This window comes from Pseudacidobacterium ailaaui, assembly GCF_000688455.1.
GTDB lineage: Bacteria > Acidobacteriota > Terriglobia > Terriglobales > Acidobacteriaceae > Pseudacidobacterium > Pseudacidobacterium ailaaui.
Genome location: NZ_JIAL01000001.1, coordinates 2,746,576 through 2,764,943, shown reverse-complemented (window position 1 = coordinate 2,764,943; position 18,368 = coordinate 2,746,576). Strand labels below are relative to the sequence as shown.

The 18,368-nt window shown below is 52.2% G+C and carries 13 protein-coding genes; 5 read left to right on the top strand and 8 right to left on the bottom strand.

Going from position 1 to position 18,368, the window contains the following annotated elements; translation table 11 throughout:
* The first annotated feature begins 163 nt into the window (after positions 1–163).
* Entirely contained in the window at positions 164–697 is a 534-nt protein-coding gene (locus tag N655_RS19960; RefSeq protein WP_049961414.1) for a septal ring lytic transglycosylase RlpA family protein, read from the top strand.
* Between the two features lie 13 nt (positions 698–710).
* Positions 711–1,463, top strand: a complete 753-nt coding sequence (pyrF, locus tag N655_RS18795) for an orotidine-5'-phosphate decarboxylase (protein WP_044934594.1) — start codon at positions 711–713, stop codon at positions 1,461–1,463.
* An 11-nt stretch (positions 1,464–1,474) separates the two neighbouring features.
* Here pyrF and N655_RS0112370 read toward each other — a convergent pair whose 3' ends face one another.
* Positions 1,475–2,680 (bottom strand): M48 family metallopeptidase, encoded by a 1,206-nt coding sequence (locus N655_RS0112370; RefSeq protein WP_026443239.1) that lies wholly within the window; start codon positions 2,678–2,680, stop codon positions 1,475–1,477.
* 280 nt (positions 2,681–2,960) lie between these two features.
* Here N655_RS0112370 and N655_RS18790 point away from each other — a divergent pair, with 280 nt between their 5' ends.
* Entirely contained in the window at positions 2,961–4,340 is a 1,380-nt protein-coding gene (locus N655_RS18790; RefSeq protein WP_044934591.1) for a PP2C family protein-serine/threonine phosphatase, read from the top strand.
* Positions 4,341–4,404: 64 nt separating this feature from the next.
* On the opposite strand, the gene lon is transcribed toward N655_RS18790, so the two are convergent.
* Both lon and pheA read right to left on the bottom strand, forming a co-directional pair.
* Positions 4,405–6,852: an endopeptidase La gene (lon, locus tag N655_RS0112360; RefSeq protein WP_026443238.1), complete on the bottom strand. Its 2,448-nt coding sequence runs from the start codon at positions 6,850–6,852 to the stop codon at positions 4,405–4,407.
* A gap of 178 nt (positions 6,853–7,030) precedes the next feature.
* The gene (gene pheA, locus N655_RS0112355) at positions 7,031–7,855 is read right to left on the bottom strand and encodes a prephenate dehydratase (protein WP_044934588.1); all 825 of its coding nucleotides are present in this window, start codon (positions 7,853–7,855) and stop codon (positions 7,031–7,033) included.
* Between the two features lie 91 nt (positions 7,856–7,946).
* Between pheA and N655_RS20595 the strand changes: the two genes are divergently transcribed.
* Both N655_RS20595 and N655_RS20125 read left to right on the top strand, forming a co-directional pair.
* Positions 7,947–8,096, top strand: a complete 150-nt coding sequence (locus N655_RS20595; RefSeq protein WP_155987586.1) for a lmo0937 family membrane protein — start codon at positions 7,947–7,949, stop codon at positions 8,094–8,096.
* 88 nt (positions 8,097–8,184) lie between these two features.
* Positions 8,185–8,481, top strand: a complete 297-nt coding sequence (locus tag N655_RS20125) for a CsbD family protein (protein ID WP_044934585.1) — start codon at positions 8,185–8,187, stop codon at positions 8,479–8,481.
* A gap of 95 nt (positions 8,482–8,576) precedes the next feature.
* Here N655_RS20125 and N655_RS0112340 read toward each other — a convergent pair whose 3' ends face one another.
* From N655_RS0112340 to N655_RS18775, 5 genes are all read right to left on the bottom strand, one after another.
* On the bottom strand, positions 8,577–9,443 hold the full coding sequence (locus N655_RS0112340) for a UbiA-like polyprenyltransferase (protein ID WP_026443236.1): 867 nt from the start codon (positions 9,441–9,443) through the stop codon (positions 8,577–8,579).
* 96 nt (positions 9,444–9,539) lie between these two features.
* Positions 9,540–10,352, bottom strand: coding sequence for a BON domain-containing protein (locus tag N655_RS0112335; protein ID WP_049961413.1), 813 nt, complete (start codon positions 10,350–10,352; stop codon positions 9,540–9,542).
* 142 nt (positions 10,353–10,494) lie between these two features.
* Positions 10,495–14,517 (bottom strand): translocation/assembly module TamB domain-containing protein, encoded by a 4,023-nt coding sequence (locus N655_RS0112330; RefSeq protein WP_026443234.1) that lies wholly within the window; start codon positions 14,515–14,517, stop codon positions 10,495–10,497.
* Positions 14,514–15,254, bottom strand: a complete 741-nt coding sequence (locus N655_RS18780) for a peptidylprolyl isomerase family protein (protein ID WP_049961412.1) — start codon at positions 15,252–15,254, stop codon at positions 14,514–14,516. Before N655_RS18780 ends, N655_RS0112330 begins: the two co-directional genes overlap by 4 nt.
* Positions 15,254–18,340, bottom strand: a complete 3,087-nt coding sequence (locus N655_RS18775) for a POTRA domain-containing protein (protein WP_081823708.1) — start codon at positions 18,338–18,340, stop codon at positions 15,254–15,256. The genes N655_RS18780 and N655_RS18775 overlap by 1 nt, the downstream gene beginning before the upstream one ends.
* Between the last annotated feature and the right edge of the window lie 28 nt (positions 18,341–18,368).

The window sequence follows — 18,368 nt, the reverse complement described above, 5'->3', positions numbered from 1 at the left end:
ACAATCCACGAGGGGTTTCTCGCCTCGTGTGTTGATGGCAAGGTCCTTAAAGCCGAGTCCCCTGTACCATAAAACAGAAAGTTTTGCAAGGAAAAAATCCCGCAAGTATCGATTTTTGTTTGACTTAGGTCATCTGCCTTCCTAAAATAGAGCAAGGAGGAGTATGACCGCTATCGCAAACGATACGACCAGACGAAATCCAAAGCTTTCGACCTATGCCAGCGTTTTTCTTGCTGCTGCTGTGAGTCTTTTCAGTCTCAAGGCAGGAACTCCGACCTCTGCAAACCATCAGCCCTCTGTTGTTCCGGATCAAGGACCGGAAGCAAAAAAAGTGCCCGGCAAGCGTCATTGGTATCAGATTGGCCGCGCCTCATGGTACGGAGAGGACTTTCAGGGTCAGCAGACAGCAAGTGGCGAAGACTATGACATGAACGGGCTTACTTGTGCGCATCGCAGCCTGCCCCTTGGCTCTTTGGTCCGTGTGACAAATCTGAGAAATCATAAATCCGTCGTGGTCCGCGTGAATGACCGCGGCCCGCTACCGCAAAGTCGCATTGTGGACCTCTCTTACGCTGCTGCCCGCTTTCTCGGTTTCAGCAACAGGGGTACGGCCCCGGTCCGCCTGGATCTGGTAGACAAGAAGCGTGATCTGGCCCAGTTGAGCTATCCTTTCTCCCCGGCCACCGCAAAGCCGTAAAATCATCGTTAAGATGACAGAATTGAAGAACTCACAGGGGAGCCCTGCGCTTCAACGCCCATCTCCGCGGGAAAGACTGATCCTGGCGCTGGACTTTCCCTCAGCCGACCAGGCTTTCGACCTGATCCAAAGGCTTGAAGGCTGCTGTCAATGGTTTAAGGTCGGGTTAGAACTTTACCTCAGCGCCGGCAATCATCTTGTTCAGGCACTCAAAGACCTTGGATTTTCTGTCTTTCTTGATCTGAAACTACACGATATTCCCAATACGGTGGCTGGCGCGGTGCGTTCTGTCTCAAAATTGGGGGCCGATCTGCTTACTGTTCACGCTGGCGGTGGTTTGGCCATGTTGCAGGCAGCCCGTGAAGCGGCATCCTGCCCGAATGCGCCCAAGCTACTGGCTGTGACGGTCCTCACAAGCATGGATGCAAGCCAGCTTGCTGCGGTCGGAGTCAGTGGATCGCCAGCAGAGCAAGTCCTTCGCCTGGCAAATATAGCTCACACAGCGGGAATTACCGGTCTGGTATGCAGCCCTGAAGAGGCCGCTCGAATGAGGAGGGCTCTCCCTGGTTCTTTGTTAGTGACCCCGGGCATCCGGCCCGCAGGCGCAGACACAGGAGATCAGAAACGGATTGCCACCCCTGCAGCCGCCCTGGCCGCAGGCGCAGATTATCTGGTTGTAGGCAGACCCATTACTCAGGCCCCAGATCCGGCCAAGGCCGCCCAGCAAATTCTGCTGGAAATGGCCAGCGTCGGCCTTCCCGGTTAAAAGACCCTGACTCAGTTGTTATCGTCCCGCCGATGCAGTGTAGGACGGTCGTCACCGCTCTGCCCTGCGTTTGGATCGGCACTGGTGCGGCGGAGAGTCGGCTTGTTGCTCTTTGTATCCAACAACTTACGGCGATTTTCAATTCGTGCCAGCCGGGCCTTCACGTCATCGAACTCAGAAGTAGTCACCAGATACTCATCCTTAGCAGGCAGGATACGGGCGATTTCTTCCTGCGTATGCTCAATCCGGTCTGGAGTTTGCGGGTGGGTAGAAAAGGCCTTAGCTACCGCTCCGGGTTTGTGCTTTTCCAGGTTCTGAATCTTCTCAAAGAAGGTCACGAAGGCCTGTGGATCATAACCGGCCTTATACATATATTGCACACCAAGGTAATCGGCCTGGGCCTCGAATTCCCGTGAGAACATCAGGAAGGTCATAGGAATGGCAAAATTGATCGCCTCGTAGATTCCGTATCCGGTCCATGTATAGCCGGTCATCATAATGACCGGAATCGCACCAATTTGCGCATAGTTCATGCGCGTCTGCTCCCGTGCCGCATGGTGGGCGCAGACATGTGCAACCTCATGCGCCATCACCCCGGCCAGTTCCGCCTCTTCGTCGGCGGCCAATATCAGACCTGAATTTACATAGAAAAAGCCGCCAGGCAAGGCCATGGCATTGATCTCGTCCGTATCAATCACTTTTATGGTGAAAGGCACCTTGCAGTCGGAATTGCGGACAATATTTTGCCCGATACGGTTTACATATTCCGTAACCACCGGATCGGTGACCATTTTTGTGCTCTTCTCAATCTCATCGGCCGCGGACTTCCCCATTTTGATCTCGGACTCGGTCGAATACCAGTTTCCTAGTCCGCGTCCTCCAATGTTTCTCGTTCCAATTGCATTCACATCGTCAATGCTGCCTTTTTTGACGTGTACCTCTGCAGGTTCCTGAACCGGGAGTGAGTTTACGCTTTGCGAATTGTCTTTGTTGTTTCCCTGGTCCTTTGTCTGGTCCTGTGGCAAGGTTGGCGGTGTGCTCCCAGGAGGCTGTGGCGTATTCTTCTGCTGTTGCTGGGTATCTGCTGGAGCAGATTGGCCCGTGGTCTGTGCACCTTGCGACGTGGTGTTGCTTTGCGCAAAAAGCACAGGTGTGACTGCGAGACCAGCAGCCAACATGAGGTGAGGAAGCATTTTGTTAAGAGTCGCCTTGGCCATGAAGCACACTCCTGTCCTTATAGACGATAGTATCCTCCTTTTTGTCAGCTTGTGCTTGGATGGTCTGCCATACGAAAATTCAGGCCTTTCATGCCATCAAAGCTGCATCAAGATGCACTTGCCAGCAGGTGGTCCAGGAAAGGTCACCTTGTAGAAAAGCCAGGCTCTTCGGCACCCGAAAGCGCAGGCTGGGGCGCAAATGAACCGAGGACAACACCAACGCCTCAGGAAACACTGGATTGGTCAGATTGCTACCAAGCAAACCATGTAACATTCTCTCGTGCACTACACAGCAAGCCAGGTACTGAATACTTTCCGCTTTGATGTAATCTCGCTCTTTTTTGGTGCTGCCTTCGCGACCACAGGAATACTTTCGTTGGGGGTCCTTCTGGCCCGTCGCAGATTTGAGGCCCTGCTTTTCTGGCTGGCCCTCTTTGCAATTCTGTATGGCGGGAGACTCTGGATGCAGACCGGAATCGTATCTCTTCTGGCATCCCCATCTCCGTATTTTGTCCGGTTTCAGGCGGCGACGAACTTTCTGGTTCCGGTCCCAGCTTTTTTCTTTTTTCAGGCTACGGGATTTCTTGGCCGCCTGGGCGACTATATCGCCTACACCGCCACCCTCCTGCAATCAATACTTGTCGTTGGAGCACTGTCAGGAGTAAGCCTGCCTCACCTATACTTTGCAAACAACGTCATCGTCATTGCAGCGCTTGTACTGCTTCTGTTCCAATCCTTCCGCACCGTCTCACCTGCTCGGGACCTCCGCATCGTGCGTAATGGTCTGCTGATTTTCATCGCTTTTGCGCTATGGAACAATGTCGGCAGCCTCCTTGGCTTCCTGCCCAATCTTGAGAAGTATGGCTTTGCAATTTTTCTGGTTTGTCTTGGCTATGTGGCCGCCCGACATACATTCGAAAGAGACCAGCAGCTCAATGAACTGCAAAAAGAGTTGGACATCGCCCGGCGGATTCAGCTTTCCGTTTTACCCAAGGATTTTCCGCGTTCACGGTATTTTCGTATCGCGGCACACTATGCTCCGATGCGCTCGGTGGCAGGCGATCTCTATGATTTTCAGGTGTTGAATGAAAAGCAAGCGGGCGTTCTCATTGCAGATGTCTCCGGCCATGGGGTTCCAGCCGCACTGATTGCCTCGATGGTAAAAGTCGCATCGACATCCCATCGGAAAGAATCCAGCAGCCCCTCACGGTTTTTGAGTGCGCTGAATACAACACTTTGTGGTAACACCCAAAACCAGTTTGTCACGGCCGCCTTTGCTTATCTCGACGCAGAAGAGGGCGAGCTCCGCTATGCTGCTGCGGGACACCCTCCCATGCTTCTGCTTCGTGAAGGGCAGACCATAAAGATTGAAGAGAATGGCCTTATGCTGGCGCTTTTCCCTACCGCTGAATACACCCAGACCAGCTGGAAGCTCCGTGCCGGAGACCGAATGGTCCTTTATACGGATGGAATCGTAGAAGCCATGGATGCAAATGAAAACGAATTTGGGACCGAGAGACTCTCTTCTCTCGTATGCAAAACCGCGCACCTTACCCACGCTGAGGCCGCCAACCACATCATGTCATCTGTGAAAAATTGGTCCGTCTCGCAGACTGACGACCTGACTGTTCTCGTCTGCGATTATATGCCCGGTCATTGAAGGTCCCGGGAATTCTGATGCAGTCCTTCCGGGACCCGGTCATACGCAACAACGGTCGTTTTATTTATGTCTGTGCCGAGGCTTCCTGCAGCACCTCTTCCCTTACCTGCTCGTCTCTCTTTTCTTCAGCCCGAGAGGAAGGCAGCGCCACAGCCAACACATCTTCAATATGTTTGGCGTAGTGAATGTTCACCCCCTCCACCTGCTCTGGAGTCAGATCTTCCTCAACGTTCTGCTTGTTTTCCGCAGGGAGGATCACGTCTTTGACTCCAGCGCGTTTGGCTGCCAGGAATTTCTCCTTGATGCCGCCAACGGGAAGCACGTTCCCACTCAGGGTAATTTCACCCGTCATCGCCGTCAGCGGACGTACCGGCGAATCTGTCAATAGGGACACCAGAGCAGTCGCAATCGTGACGCCTGCAGAAGGTCCATCTTTGGGAATTGCACCAGCCGGCACGTGCATGTGAAGGTCCATGTCCTTCATGAAATCTTCCGTCAGTCCCAAAGCCTTGGCATTGGAGCGCACCCAAGTGAGGGCAGCCTGCATGGACTCCTGCATGACCTGTCCAATCTGACCGGTCATTGTGAATCCGCCTTTGCCCTTCATCCTGTTGGCCTCAACAAAAAGTACGTCCCCTCCTGCCGGCGTCCAGGCAAGCCCCACGGCCACACCGGCACGCCGGGTGCGTTCTGCGATCTCCGTGTCCACGCGGACTTTAATGCCACCCAGAAATTCATGGATGACCTCTTGCGTTACCACGAGCTTTTCCGTTTTTCCCTCGGCAATGCGGCGCGCCTGTTTGCGGCAAATCGTGCCAATCAATTGTTCAAGTTTGCGGACACCAGCTTCTCTGGTATAGTGCCGCACAATGTAAGAAACAGACTCTTCCGGAAACTCAATATTCTCCGGCTGAATGCCGTTTTCCTTAATTTGCCGCGGAATCAGATAACGGAATGCAATGTGACGCTTTTCCTCTTCCGTATAGCCCTGAAGCTCGATGATTTCCATACGGTCCAGCAGCGGGGCCGGCATCGTGTCCAGCATGTTGGCGGTGCAGATAAACAAAACCTTGGACAAATCAAATGGCTGGTCTAGGTAATTGTCACGGAATGTGCTGTTCTGCTCCGGATCCAGGACCTCCAGAAGAGCGGAGGCCGGATCCCCTCGAAAATCACGTCCAAGCTTGTCTACTTCGTCCAGCATGAAGACAGGATCATTCGCTCCAGCGCGGCGCAGGTTCTGGATGATCTGCCCTGGCAGCGCACCGATATAAGTGCGCCGATGTCCACGCAGCTCGGCCTCATCATGCATTCCACCCAGAGAAATGCGTTGGAATTTACGGTCCAGGGCGCGCGCAATACTGCGCCCCAGAGAGGTTTTACCCACACCCGGAGGGCCGACAAAGCAGAGAATGGGCCCTTTCATGTCTGGCTTAAGCCTGCGAACAGCAAGATAATCCAGAATCCGGTCCTTCACCTTCTTCAAGTCATAGTGGTCTTCGTCCAGGATCTCCTTTGCCTTCGCGATGTCTACTTCCCCGCCTGAAGACTTTGACCACGGAAGTGCCGCGAGCCACTCAATGTAATTGCGCGTCAGTGAATAATCGGCAGCCATGGGAGACATCCTCGATAACCGATTCAGCTCCTTGAGTGCCTCTTTTTTGGTTTCTTCCGGCATCCCGGCAGCTTCAATCTTCTGCTTGAGTTCTTCAATGTCCTTCTGGCTCTCGTCCTGCTCACCGAGCTCCTTCTGAATGGCCTTCAGTTGCTCGCGAAGATAGTAGTCCCGCTGGGACTGCTGCACTTGGTCCTGCACTTCAGACTGGATCTTGTTGCGTAATTGCTGGACTTCAATCTCCTTGACGAGATGTTTATGCAGCTTTTCCAGACGGGCGCGAACGTCCGGTGTTTCCAGCAACTCCTGTCGGTCCGGTGTGGTGAGAAACGGCAGGTTCGCCGTAACGAAATCACTTAGCCTGCCCGGATCTTCCATCTGGGCGGCAATGGTAGAAAGCTCATCCGAAAGCGTAGGGGAGGAGGCGACGATTTGCTGGAATTGCGCCAGAATATTGCGCTGCAATGCCTCCAGCTCCGGACCACCCTCGGCTGGTACATCCCCAATGGGATCAACGTGGGCCATCATGAATGGTTCGGTCTGGGTAAACGCCCCCAACCGGACCCGTTCCGTCCCCTCTGTGAAGACAAACAAGCTTTGATTGGGCATTTTCACGACCTTATGTACGGTCGCCATGGTCCCGAAAATATGCAAATCGGCGGGCTGCGGAGCATCCTGATGCGCGTCCCGCTGCGCTACCACCACGATGGTCTTCTCATCACCGAGAGATTGGATCAGCTGAATGGAGCTCTCCCGCCCCACAGTAAGAGGCAGCACGGCATGGGGGAACAACACGGTATCCCTGACCGGCAGAACGGGCAATACCCTGCCTTCATTGCGGCTCTCACGTTGTTTTGGATTACTTGGGTGGATGACGCTAAGAAAATCACTAGCCATGAGTGTCTCTCTATCAGATTACATGATCTGATTACAGTTAATTACTACCTTTTGATTCATACCAAAGAAAAAAGTCGCAATCTGGAGACGATTTGAGCCTCTGGAGCATGACCTGCTTCTAACATGCTTTAGATGCACTCTTAAGCTATCGGCAGCAAGTGTCCTGAAATCAATCTCCTCATGCCAGTCGCTCGCCAGATCGGTACCGCCCAAGCTCCTTGACCATCGAGCAGGCCTGCGAGAGCAAATGGAAAACCGTATCGGCCCGGGTCTGCGGAGGCAATTGGTAGTCAGCATAGAAGACGTACTCCCAGGGCTTGCCTTGCACAGGGCGTGACTCAATCTTGGTCAGGTTGGTGCCATGCCGGGCAAAGATCTGGAGGGCGGAAACAAGGGTCCCCGGACGATTTTCGACGGTAAAAGCCAGGCTGACCTTGTCAGCATCTTCCGAAAGCTGCACATCTTCCTTACGTCGTACGACGTAAAAGCGTGTGTAGTTCTCCTGGTTATCTTCAATGCCCTGGGCCAGCACCTGGGCATCGTAGTACTCGGCCGCGCGTGTGCTGGCGATGGCTGCAATTTTAGGGTCCTGTAGCTCCATCAGATGTTTCACGCTCCCGGCCGTGTCGTAAAAAGGCGCTGCCTGCAGATGGGAGTGTTGTGCAAAGAAGGAGCGGCACTGGGCCAATGCCACTGGATGGGAATATACCCGCTCGACCTGACTCAGGGTTGCTCCTGGAACAGCAATCAGATTGTGGCGGATGCGCAGCAGACCTTCGCGCTCAATGGCTACAGGAAATTGAAGCAACAGATCATAATGCTCGGTGACGGGGCCTGCAAGGCTGTTCTCAATGGGTATGACCGCAGCTTCCACCTGTCCTTCCAGAAGGGCCCGGAAGACATCGGAGGAAAGAGCGCACGGCAGAATGGTTGCCCTGGGAAGCATTTTTTCTGCTGCTTCATGACTGAAAGAGCCTGGCTCTCCCTGAATTGCGACCTTCATTTTTACGTTCTCCTGATGAAATGCTGCCATAGCGCGGCAACCCGGAATGCCACCAACCGCACCATACCACACCATAGGAGAAAGAAAGTTTATGCTATGGACGATTTTTGTGATTCTTCTGGTGCTCTGGCTGGTTGGGCTAGTGAGTTTTCATGCAATCGGCTGGTATATCCATATTTTGCTGGTCATCGCATTGGTTGTTTTGCTGATCCAGCTGATTACGGGCCGACGCGCGGTGTAGGATCTTCTGCTTCAGTCCCGGACGACCTACCGATATCACCCTACCAAATCAACACCTGCCTCACTCTTGAGGCCCGAAGGAGAATGTTATGAATAAAGAGCAAGTAAGCGGCAAATTGGAACAGGCAACCGGCAAAGTGAAGGAGAAGCTGGGAGAGACCCTTAACAATCAGCGGCTGGCAAACAGCGGCGTAACGGACCAGGTAAAGGGTGCCGCTAAGGAAGTGGCAGGAAATATCAAAGAAGCTGCCAAGGACCACTACGAGAAGCAAAAAGATGAGAAGAAGGAACATGCAGACCATCTTCGGGAACGCATCTCTGAGAAGACACAAGACATCAAGGACCACATCAACCAAAAGATCGAAGAACACAAAAAGTCAGCTTAAAAAGTCAGCTTAATTGAAAGCCGTCTGGGTTGATCTGAAGGTGGCGCGAGACCAGGGATATCGCCGTGTTCCTTGTTCCGCGCCCCTTCTGTTTTTCAGGAAGAGCGCAATAAGAGGTCGGCAGCCACAAAGACAAAGAACACAATAGAGATCATGCCATTCATCGTGAAAAATGCTGCATTCAACCTGCTCAGGTCCCTTGGCGACACAATCAGATGTTCGTAGAGGAGCAAAACTGCAACCAGTACGATTCCTGCCAGCGCGATCGGACCTAAAACAAACAGCTTCACCATCCAGAGAAGCAAAGCCAGCATGAGGACATGCAGGATTCGCGCTATCCAAAATGCGTTTGCAATGCCAACAGTTGCAGGAATGCTGTACAGATGATGTGTGCGATCATGCTCCGCATCCTGGCAGGCGTAGAAAACATCGAAACCAGCCACCCAGAAGAGGACCGCAACAGTCAACACCACAATCCGCCAGTCCAGGCTGCCTCGAATGGCAATCCAGGCCGCTGCTGGAGCAATCCCTAACGACAAACCGAGAACCAGATGGGACCAGCGTGTGATGCGTTTGGTATAGGAATAGAACAATAAGATGGCGAGAGCAACAGGGGACAGCAGCAATGTGAGTCTGTTTAATTGCCCTGCGGCCAGAATAAAGAATGCTGCCATCAAGACAGTAAAAACAGCGACGAACCTGCGCGACAGCAGGCCTGCGGGAATCGCACGGTTTGAAGTGCGTGGATTGATTGCATCCAGGTCAGCATCAGCCCAGCGATTAAAAGCCATCGCGGCCGAGCGGGCAGTCACCATGCAGACAATGATCCAAAAAAGCTGGTGGGGATGTGGCCATCCATGCGCGGCAAGCATAGCACCGGTTAAGGCAAAAGGCAGCGCAAAAACAGAATGCTCCCATTTAATCATTTCCAGCGTAATACCGACGCTGCGCAAAACGGCCATCTTGTCTATAAAAATTCCTTTCTTTTCCTAGTTTAAGCCAGAAAAAAGGCCTCGTTTTGCGCGAGGCCCTTTGGTGGCTGAAGGCAAATTTCTTTTTCATTTCTTTTCTGGCTGGCCGGCAACCTGAAGGTCATTCGTAACACTGAAGACTCCCGGGACTGAGTTGGCACGAATACCGGCCGCCTCTTTGTCTCCCTGATTATCCACAACACCGTAGAGTGTCACATGACCATTCTGGACAGAAATGCGGATAGGCTTAGCGGGGTCAATTGCATATTTATTCAGGCTGGGAAAGCCGTAGATGGCCCGAAACACTGCGATCCTGATCCGATCATCCATCGGAGATACGGGATCTACCTGAATATCGTTGATGACATCTTTCACTCCAGGGGTGTTTGCAGCCACGGCAACCGCTGAGTCGGCATCTACCGGACCGTAGGCATGTCCTCCCAGCGTCACGACTCCATTGTGTACACTCACACTGATTGCATTGAATGGAGTGACGTCGCGAATGATCATGCTATCTCCCGGATAACCTACGCGGTCATACATGATGGCCTTGATTAGCTTGTCCTGGAGCTGTTGGTCGGGAACCTCTGGCCCTGCTACCTCAATATCATTCTCAACACCCTTCACATTTTTCACTCGATGCACTCGGCGGTCAGCATCGAGTTTGGTGTCATAAACGTCCACGGTCCCTGAAAGCACTACAATGCCGTTTTGTACACTTACCTGAATATTTTTGAATTTTGACTTGTTCAATGCATTGTTAAGAATGTCCGCTTTAATCTGCGCATCCTGTGCGCTTTGCGCAAAGGTGACAGCTGTATGTGGCATCATCACGGCTGGAGAGATACTGAATACGACTGCCGCAATGGCCGGAACAAGACTCCTTGACACCTTCTTCATATAGATCTTTCTCCTGCGAGCTGCGTCTTTGGCCCGGAACAAAAGCAGAACATCGCCAGATACCGGACACATCGCAGCCCGATATAAGCTACTGCGAAATTGTACTCAGATTTGATGCCAGGAATCGCCTTTTTTTTGCCCTTTATTGATATCTTTTATGCACTTTGAACATAAGGCTGAACACCCCGGACTCATCCCTGACGGCAAGAATCGAGACCGTCGGAGTTACATTGACTTCTGCCTGAATGAGTTGCTGGGCGGTGGAGTTGATATTGGTGGCATAGGTAAGCGTGGCATTGTTGGAGATCTGCTGTGAAACGGTGATCCGTGCTGTGGAGTTGCCAATGGACCCAACCCAGGAAGGATCAATTTTGACACTTCCGCCTCCAAACAGCTTTTGGATGCGGCTGCTCAGGGTTGCATTCAATGCCCCGCCCAGAATTGCATCGGCTGTTGTGTTTACTCCGGCCTGCTGTGCCTGCATCGAGTAGATCTGCTGTTCTTCCTCTGTGCGGCCCATCGCCAGGAGAGAGAAAATATCCTGCTGAGATAACGGAGGTTCAGAGCGGAAGGTCGGCGTCAGATTATTCGGCGTGCCATGCACGCCAATCGTTATGTCGTAGTCCTCTACATGGGTGGCAGCATCAATGTCAATTACAGGTTCAATGCGGACCGGATTGCTGAAAAAGATGTCCCCGTGTTGGAGCTGATATTTGGTTCCAGCAAAAGTCGCGCTGCCTTCAGTAATCGTGATGCGTCCTAACACGGAAGGCTGGGCCACGGTACCCCGTATTCTAAGGTCCACATCGCCCGCCAGCTTTGCATAGGAGTTCTGAAAATCCAGGTCCGGCGACGAAGTCACGTGCACGTTCAAACGTACATGGTTGGAAAATGCATTCGGGTCCGGCGGTGGCGATGTATTGCTAGAAACATTTCTGAAACTTGCAAAATCGAGATTGGGATTGATGGAAAAACGGGTCAGCTGAATATTTCCGCCCAATGTCATAGCACTTTGCGTTCCCTGAAGACGCAATTTGGCATCAATCATAGAACTGATACCGGCTGGATACCGGATGCGGATGTCTTTTCCAGTAACCGTCAAATCCGCATAAATGCCCTGCTGATACGTAATATATCCAGTTACATTTACCTGTCCTCCGCCTGTAGTTCCGGTCAGGCTCTGTACTTGCAAACGGTCCTGGGTAAACTGCAACGTCCCGTTCAGCTGGCTCAGTCCATTCGGCAGGCTTTCAACGCTCATGGCAACATTGGAAAACTTCACTTGTCCGGTGAGTTCAGGATTCTGGAAAGTGCCGCCTGCGTTCATGGCAAAGGTAATTTGCCCTGAAGAGGCCACATCAGATCGGAGTGTTTGTAAAAGCTTTACATTCACGGACCCCTGCGCCTGGAAATTCATCGTATGGCGGTCAGTTAGAATTCCCGCTTCGCCCTGCGCACGCAGGTCGGTATCCTCGCCCGTAATGTGCAATGGATCCAGATGGAGGGTCCCATTTCTAAGCAAAGCGTGCAAAGCCCCCTGACTCTTTAACGGAACCCCGCCCAGTGAAACCGCAAGCTGGCTGATCTGCGCTTCGCCCTGCATCTGTCGCGGAGTGCGCAATGGTCCGGAAACGGAAATCAGCCCAACCAGAGAAGAATGCCCCTTTACTCCTTCGACATGGAACATTTGCAGAAATGGATCCATGTCAAAATTTGTAAGCTGGGCCTGCGCCTTTGTCTGAAGATCTCCAGAAATAACGGTCTGTCCACTGATTTGTAACAATGCTTCGCCAAGATGGCCGGATGTTTCATAGAAAAGAGCGTCGCCGCTGGTATGTGCAATCAGGTCCACTGTTCCATTGGTTTGATTTCCAACTGTGATGTGAGCGAGATGGGCATTCAGCTGAAGATTCGGCGAAGTCGGTGTGCCTGTACCGCTGGCAGTAAATGCCAACTGTCCAGTAAGCGGTACACGCGTATTTTTGAAGCGTTCCAGATGAGCAAAATCGAAGCCTTTTCCCTGGGCTGTAAAGTGAAACTGCCTGGAACGGAGATGATAGCCGCCTTCTGCTGTAAGCTGTCCGCCATTTTGTAAGAACAGGAGCCTCGTGCTGCCGATCTCGTCTCCGGTAAAACGCAGATCTGCATTCAGACTCCGATATGGCTCGCCATAAATTTTTCCACCGGCAATGGATAGATGCCCACCTCCATTCAAATTCGAGAGCGATCCTCCGGCATGTAAGTTCAGATTGATTGTGCCTGTTGTATCCGGGATCGTGCTTCCCGCAATTGCCATGACATCGGCAAGCTCTGCATCCCGTACATGAAGATCTGCCTGGATCGTCGAACCTTCATTGAAGGAATAGCCACCTTTGCTTAGAGGCGCAGCGTGCAGCTGTCCAGAAGCTTGAATGCTCGCTTTGCCACGAGTCAACACGGCCTGTTGAACGAAGATGCCACGCGGGGAGTACTCCGCATCGGTCACAAGGGAATCCCAGGGAATGGAGCGTCCAGAGACTTCTACGGCAAACTGGTTGGCCGCAAGATGGCCCTTCACATCAGGACTGCTAAGGGTTCCGGAAACTGTACCATGAAACTGTGCTGTCCCAAGCAGATGGACAGGAAGTGCTTGTACACCTCTTTTTCCATTTGCGGCAACCCCAACGGCCGACAGGACCTTATCAAACTCCCCCAGATTCGCAGTTTCAACATTTACCAGGAGAGTTGAAGGACGGCTTGCAGGATATACTCCCATTCCTCCCGTGATAACCAGTTGGGTTGCAGGCGTTTGTGCCGTGAGTTGCTTGACTTCCACAGTACCGTTCTTCTGATAGTAAGTAGCATCTACCTTTCCAGAAAGCGGTACTTCTTCTGTTGGCGTTTGGCGCGAAGGAGTAAGTGTTACATTGGCCCTACCACTCAGGTCAGAAGCGTCCCCGGTCCAGTCTACAAAAGTAGTGCCTGCAATCCATGTGTCAAAACCAAGGTCCTGAAAGCGTGTCGGCGCAACCATCCTCATCACGGACTGAAGAGAAAATCCCGCAATCGCAGCGCGCACACTTCCCTGCCGCTGCGACTTCATCCAGTGCACGATGCGCATGTCAGCTTTCACTGTTCCACCGCGGTCTAGTTTTGCGAGAATCCCGGTAACCTCCAGGTCCTCTTCCGTCATGCGGAGGGTCATCTTAGCGTCTGCTCCGCTTAAGCGGAAGGAACCGGCGTGATACACAGCACCCTCGACAAGGACCGGCCCTTCGACCTGAAATTGCTTCTTCGTGCCTTGTCCTCTCAGATTGATACTGGCTGTGCCTTTGTCCACCCCCTGCACTGGTGCAAGTGCCATCATCTCCCGCACATCCACCTTGCCCTGCATCGTCAGGGTCCAGTGTGGATCGAAGAAGTTCCTGACTGAAGCATTTGCCTCTAAAAGAGAGGCCCCCGTTTGCAGCTGGAATTGAGTGAAATCAAGGGTATTTCTTCCGATGTCCGCAGCCAGATCAAGATGCGACCTTACGGGAGGTTGGAACCCACGTTGCGCCACAATATCTGCGGCATGGACCTTGGCCAGGTAGTGATCGTTTGCAGACGAATAAGTGACCACCACACCAAAATCTTTAGCTGCAAACTCAAAGGGAATCGCCCTTTGATTTATCAGAACAACACCATCACGTATCTCTGTTCTTACCACTTGCAGGTCGAAGATTTCGTCGGTTACTGATTTCCCCTGACGCACAGTACGTGGACGCGGCTGGTTGGTAGATCCATCTGGATAAATAATCAAATGAAGCGCGGGTCTGTCTGCCTCAAGATAGTTAAGGCTTATCTTTTTCGGACCTAAAAGAGTCAGAATGGTGACTCGTACATAGATACGGTCGACTTGGACATAAGGCGCTTCGTTCGCAGCTTCAAGGCCATGAATTGTAAGGCCGTCGGCTTCAAAGGCCAGATGCCGCAATGACCAGTGAAATGCTTGCAATTCCACTCGGCCGCCCGTGGACTGCTCCAGCACTGCAATCAGTTTTTTACGTACCAGATTTTCAAATTGCGGGGTTGAAGCATACCAGATGCCCAGCACGAGAAGGCCGGCAATCACAGCTATGATGGACAGCGTCAACGGAATCCAAGCTTTTCGGACATGGACCGGAAGCCTCTGTTGCGATCTCATGCTCCGCCTCCGGTATCGTCGTCACTATTTGTACTTTGTCCATATTTCGGGTCGAGGACCTGGACACTTCCCTGTTCGCGCAGGCTGTGGAGCCAATCGCGCAGTTGCGCATTGACTTGCTGCTGTAACAGAAGCTCTCGGATGCGCGGAGCAACACTTTCCAGGGATGGAGGCTTCTGTTTGGACTTGGCAAATGCCGGCAGGAAGTTTTTCTGATAGTAATTCGCAATATCCTGATGGCTGATGCGAATACTGACGCCAAAGCGCTGATCAATAAACTTCAATATCTCCTGCCGCTGGATCCACCAATCCAGCACCTCCTGTTCGGTAAGGCCATTCTTTGCCAGGAAATTCTGCCAACCCGCTTCCGTGGTGCATTCCATGGTATGACAGGCTGGCAGCTGTTTTCGGAATTCTGCAAGGCTTTGTTGTGCCTCCTGCGGGCTGACGCTGTAATTGACCGCGTTTTGTTCTTTCATTTGCCGCAGGATCAGCGTTCGCGTAATCAAACGCTGTGCCGCCCGTTCCGGCGTATTCTGGCTGGGCAAAACAGGCACTGCCTGCAGCACATTCATGCGCATTTCTTCACGCACATCGCTTTCCAGCAACACGTCTCCATTGATAATGGCGATGACTCGGTCCAAAACAACGGGGGAAGCTGAAGAAGTCTGGGCAAAAACAGGCAGGCTGAGCAGCAAAGCTGCGATGATTTGACCACCATGTCTGATCCAGTCCATTAGAATGCCTGCCCAATGCTGAAGAAAAAGTTGAAGTGCGGCGCCTGGCCCAGTCGCGGCGTGGGACCTCCGGAATAGTCAATGAGGATCGGGTAGATCGGGGGATTGAGGTTATAGCTGAAATCCAGACGCAGCGGACCTACAGGGGTGTGATAACGCAAACCCAGCCCTAAAGCATGAGAGAAATCATTGAAGCTGCAGGTCCCTGCGCCTCCCGTGCTGGAATGCTGATGTGGTACTGACTGGTCTACTTCGCTGAAATCCTTACAGGTATAGCTGTGCGGCTGTTTGATGCGGAAGATGCTGGACCAAATGTCGGAGGAGTTCTCAAATACGTTCCCCATATCATGGAAGAGCACAAAGCCAAGACTGTTTCCTACATAAGGCAATGTCGGATTGGGCATGCGCAGTTCTGTGCTGTTTACAAAAGCCCCAGCACCGCCTATGGGATAGCCAGTCAAGGAATCGCGCGGCCCCGCGGAGTTAATACCAAAGCCGCGATGCGACTGTGCGCCTCCGGCATATAAGCGCTCAGGCAGGGGAATCAGCTCATATTTGTCTGCCCCATAGGACCGTTCAACGGCAATGCGGGTGCTTCTTGCGATGACCCATTTGTTTTCTTTTCCGAAGGCATAATAGCTGGAGTTGGTTGCATCAATGCGATTGAAATTGGCTTGTGAACCGTAATGCGAGTCGGCCCAGGTTTCCTGTACCGTGTTGTAGGTGCCCTGCGTCGCATCCAGGGGGGTAGGCACACGCGTATCACGAATCCATGTAACTCCCGGACCTCCGACACGCACCGGCTGAGAGACCAGAGGGATCTCGTTCGGGGCCACCTGCACGCTGTTCGGGTCTACCTTTACCCGACGGTAACTCCAGAGATAAATGAATGTATTTGGTTTATCGACATGATGTGTGACCCGCATCGAAGCCTCTAACCGTGTTGAGGCATACGTCGTCACATCCTGAGCATTGGTATATCCACCGGAAAAAATCAGATCGAATTTCGGATTATCAAAAAGATGAGGATTAGAAAAAATCGTCTGGATCCTCTGCTCCAGAGTGCCGTAGGTTGTGTTCAGAGAGATGGATTTATCAGTCCCGCGCAGGTTGATACGTGAAACATTGAACATGAAAGCCGGACTTACACCGGTCTTTCCATTTGGGCTGCAAGTATATGTGGCTGGATTGATGCCAAGCTGGATCAATTCCTGCGGTGTAATGCTGTTACAGCTCGTCTGCGGATTCCCAGTCTGCGCTTGAAAACCGAAACCATAGCTCAGGTCCCAACGCCGCGCTTCAGTAAACTGCACCAGTACATTCTTTCGCAGCTCATCACCCATCGGGTTCTGAATGGCAGTATTTACCTGGTTGAAAAGTGTCAGATCGTAAAGCTTGCGCTGGGTTTCCAAAAGAGCAGACTGGTCCAGCGGGTCGCCGGGATGCAGCAGGACCCGATCTTCGACGGTGCTGGGACGCGTGTAATGGAGTCCGGAAATGAGTACTCGGTTCACGAACACCTGTTCACCCTCGGTGATACTTATGTTTACATCCATTGTGTTCGGTTTTGTAGTCGAGGGATGCTGTGTAACCTGGACCTGGGCTTTATCAAAACCATGACTGAGATAGTAGGTCAGAATGGAATCCCGATCGCTGTTGATGTTCGCAGCGGAATAGGGCTGCCCGGACTGCGTGTTTAACAAAGAAGTCAGATCTGCCAGAGGAACTTTTTGCTCGCCATGAATGCTGTAGGTCCCAATGTGCATTTGCGGACCTTCTTCAATCCGGTAAGTGACCGTAATATGGTCGGTCTTCAAAGGCTGCCCGCTAGGACTTTTATCTACATCCTGAATTTCAGGAGTAACTTTAACCTGGGTAAAACCATTGCTTTGGTATAGATCTGCTATATTGCTCGCATCCTGCTGCGCCAGCGCATAACTGTACATGCCATGCCGGCTGAGGATGCTTGCCGGTACAACACTGAGCCGTTGGCGGATCAGATCATCGTCAAAATACTTGTTGCCGGTAATCCGGACTTCGTCCACGCTGTGTTTCTTTCCCAGATCTACGTGGAATGTAATCAAAGCATGTTGTGGATCTACCTGCTGCTCACGATGGGTCACTCTAGCGTCAAAGTAACTCTGTCGCTGAAAGTAATCGCGTATGCGGCGGTCTGCCTCATTCAAGAGGTCTTCATCCACAGTGCCTTCTTCATAGACTGGAACCAGGTTTTTAATCTTACCTTTGCTCAAGGATGCGCCTTCTACGCGAATCGTAACCAGGGGGCCACGATTTGCAGTGAAGCCATAGTCCAGATGATTCACGGGAGGCTGATACGTGCGAGAGTCCAGTTTGATGGTCGCTTCCAACCGGTCATTTTTCTGGTAGTTTTTGCGTAAGCGTGTCAGGGCGTTGCTGACTGTATTCCGTGTGACCTTTGATCCTTCCTTGAGCTTTCCTGTTTTCCGAAACTTCTCTACACTCATGCCACTGTCGCCCTGAAGAGCAACATCGCCTACGCGCGCCTGTCTGCCCAGTTCAATCTGAAATGCGACGTTCACCTGAGAGTTGGTCAGATCTATCGTCGTACTGGCAAAGATTTTCGATTCATAGTACCCATTTTCTTCAAGGGTCTGCTTCAACTGCGACTGCGCCTGCTGCAGCTTATCATCCGTAAAAATTGTGCCGGGATTCATGCGCGTAGAGCGTTCCAACACTCCGGAAAGGCGCTGATTGTTTACACCATTGACCGTAATGCGCCCAATAAAGAGATTGGGTGTGCCATCGAAAATAATCGTGACCTTGTCTCCATGGCGTTGCCCCTCGACCTGGATCGTCTTATAAAGACCAGTTTCATACAACCGGCGCAAGCTCTGCCGCACATTTTCCGGATTGAGTGGCTGATGAGGCTGCTGAGCAAGGTTTTGGGGCAGCGGATCCAAACGTTCTGCATCAATGCCTTTGAACTGGATTGCGTCCACTTGCAGGCCGCTCCAGGTACGCAGTGTGATTTCACCATCGTGACCAGGCTGTTGCGCAGCCAAGAGCGGGACCCGCAGGCACATCGCCAAGGCCATGAACCCCATCCAGCAAATTCTCCACCAGGATTTGCAG

What these genes read in the sequence shown, in the direction of transcription:
- N655_RS19960 (WP_049961414.1), top strand. Translation starts at nt 164, where the DNA reads ATGACCGCTATCGCAAACGATACGACCAGACGAAATCCAAAGCTTTCG.
- N655_RS20595 (WP_155987586.1), top strand. Translation starts at nt 7,947, where the DNA reads ATGCTATGGACGATTTTTGTGATTCTTCTGGTGCTCTGGCTGGTTGGG.
- N655_RS20125 (WP_044934585.1), top strand. Translation starts at nt 8,185, where the DNA reads ATGAATAAAGAGCAAGTAAGCGGCAAATTGGAACAGGCAACCGGCAAA.
- N655_RS0112330 (WP_026443234.1), bottom strand. Translation starts at nt 14,517, where the DNA reads ATGAGATCGCAACAGAGGCTTCCGGTCCATGTCCGAAAAGCTTGGATT.
- N655_RS0112340 (WP_026443236.1), bottom strand. Translation starts at nt 9,443, where the DNA reads ATGGCCGTTTTGCGCAGCGTCGGTATTACGCTGGAAATGATTAAATGG.
- N655_RS18775 (WP_081823708.1), bottom strand. Translation starts at nt 18,340, where the DNA reads ATGGGGTTCATGGCCTTGGCGATGTGCCTGCGGGTCCCGCTCTTGGCT.
- N655_RS18780 (WP_049961412.1), bottom strand. Translation starts at nt 15,254, where the DNA reads ATGGACTGGATCAGACATGGTGGTCAAATCATCGCAGCTTTGCTGCTC.
- pheA (WP_044934588.1), bottom strand. Translation starts at nt 7,855, where the DNA reads ATGAAGGTCGCAATTCAGGGAGAGCCAGGCTCTTTCAGTCATGAAGCA.
- pyrF (WP_044934594.1), top strand. Translation starts at nt 711, where the DNA reads ATGACAGAATTGAAGAACTCACAGGGGAGCCCTGCGCTTCAACGCCCA.
- N655_RS0112370 (WP_026443239.1), bottom strand. Translation starts at nt 2,680, where the DNA reads ATGGCCAAGGCGACTCTTAACAAAATGCTTCCTCACCTCATGTTGGCT.
- lon (WP_026443238.1), bottom strand. Translation starts at nt 6,852, where the DNA reads ATGGCTAGTGATTTTCTTAGCGTCATCCACCCAAGTAATCCAAAACAA.
- N655_RS0112335 (WP_049961413.1), bottom strand. Translation starts at nt 10,352, where the DNA reads ATGAAGAAGGTGTCAAGGAGTCTTGTTCCGGCCATTGCGGCAGTCGTA.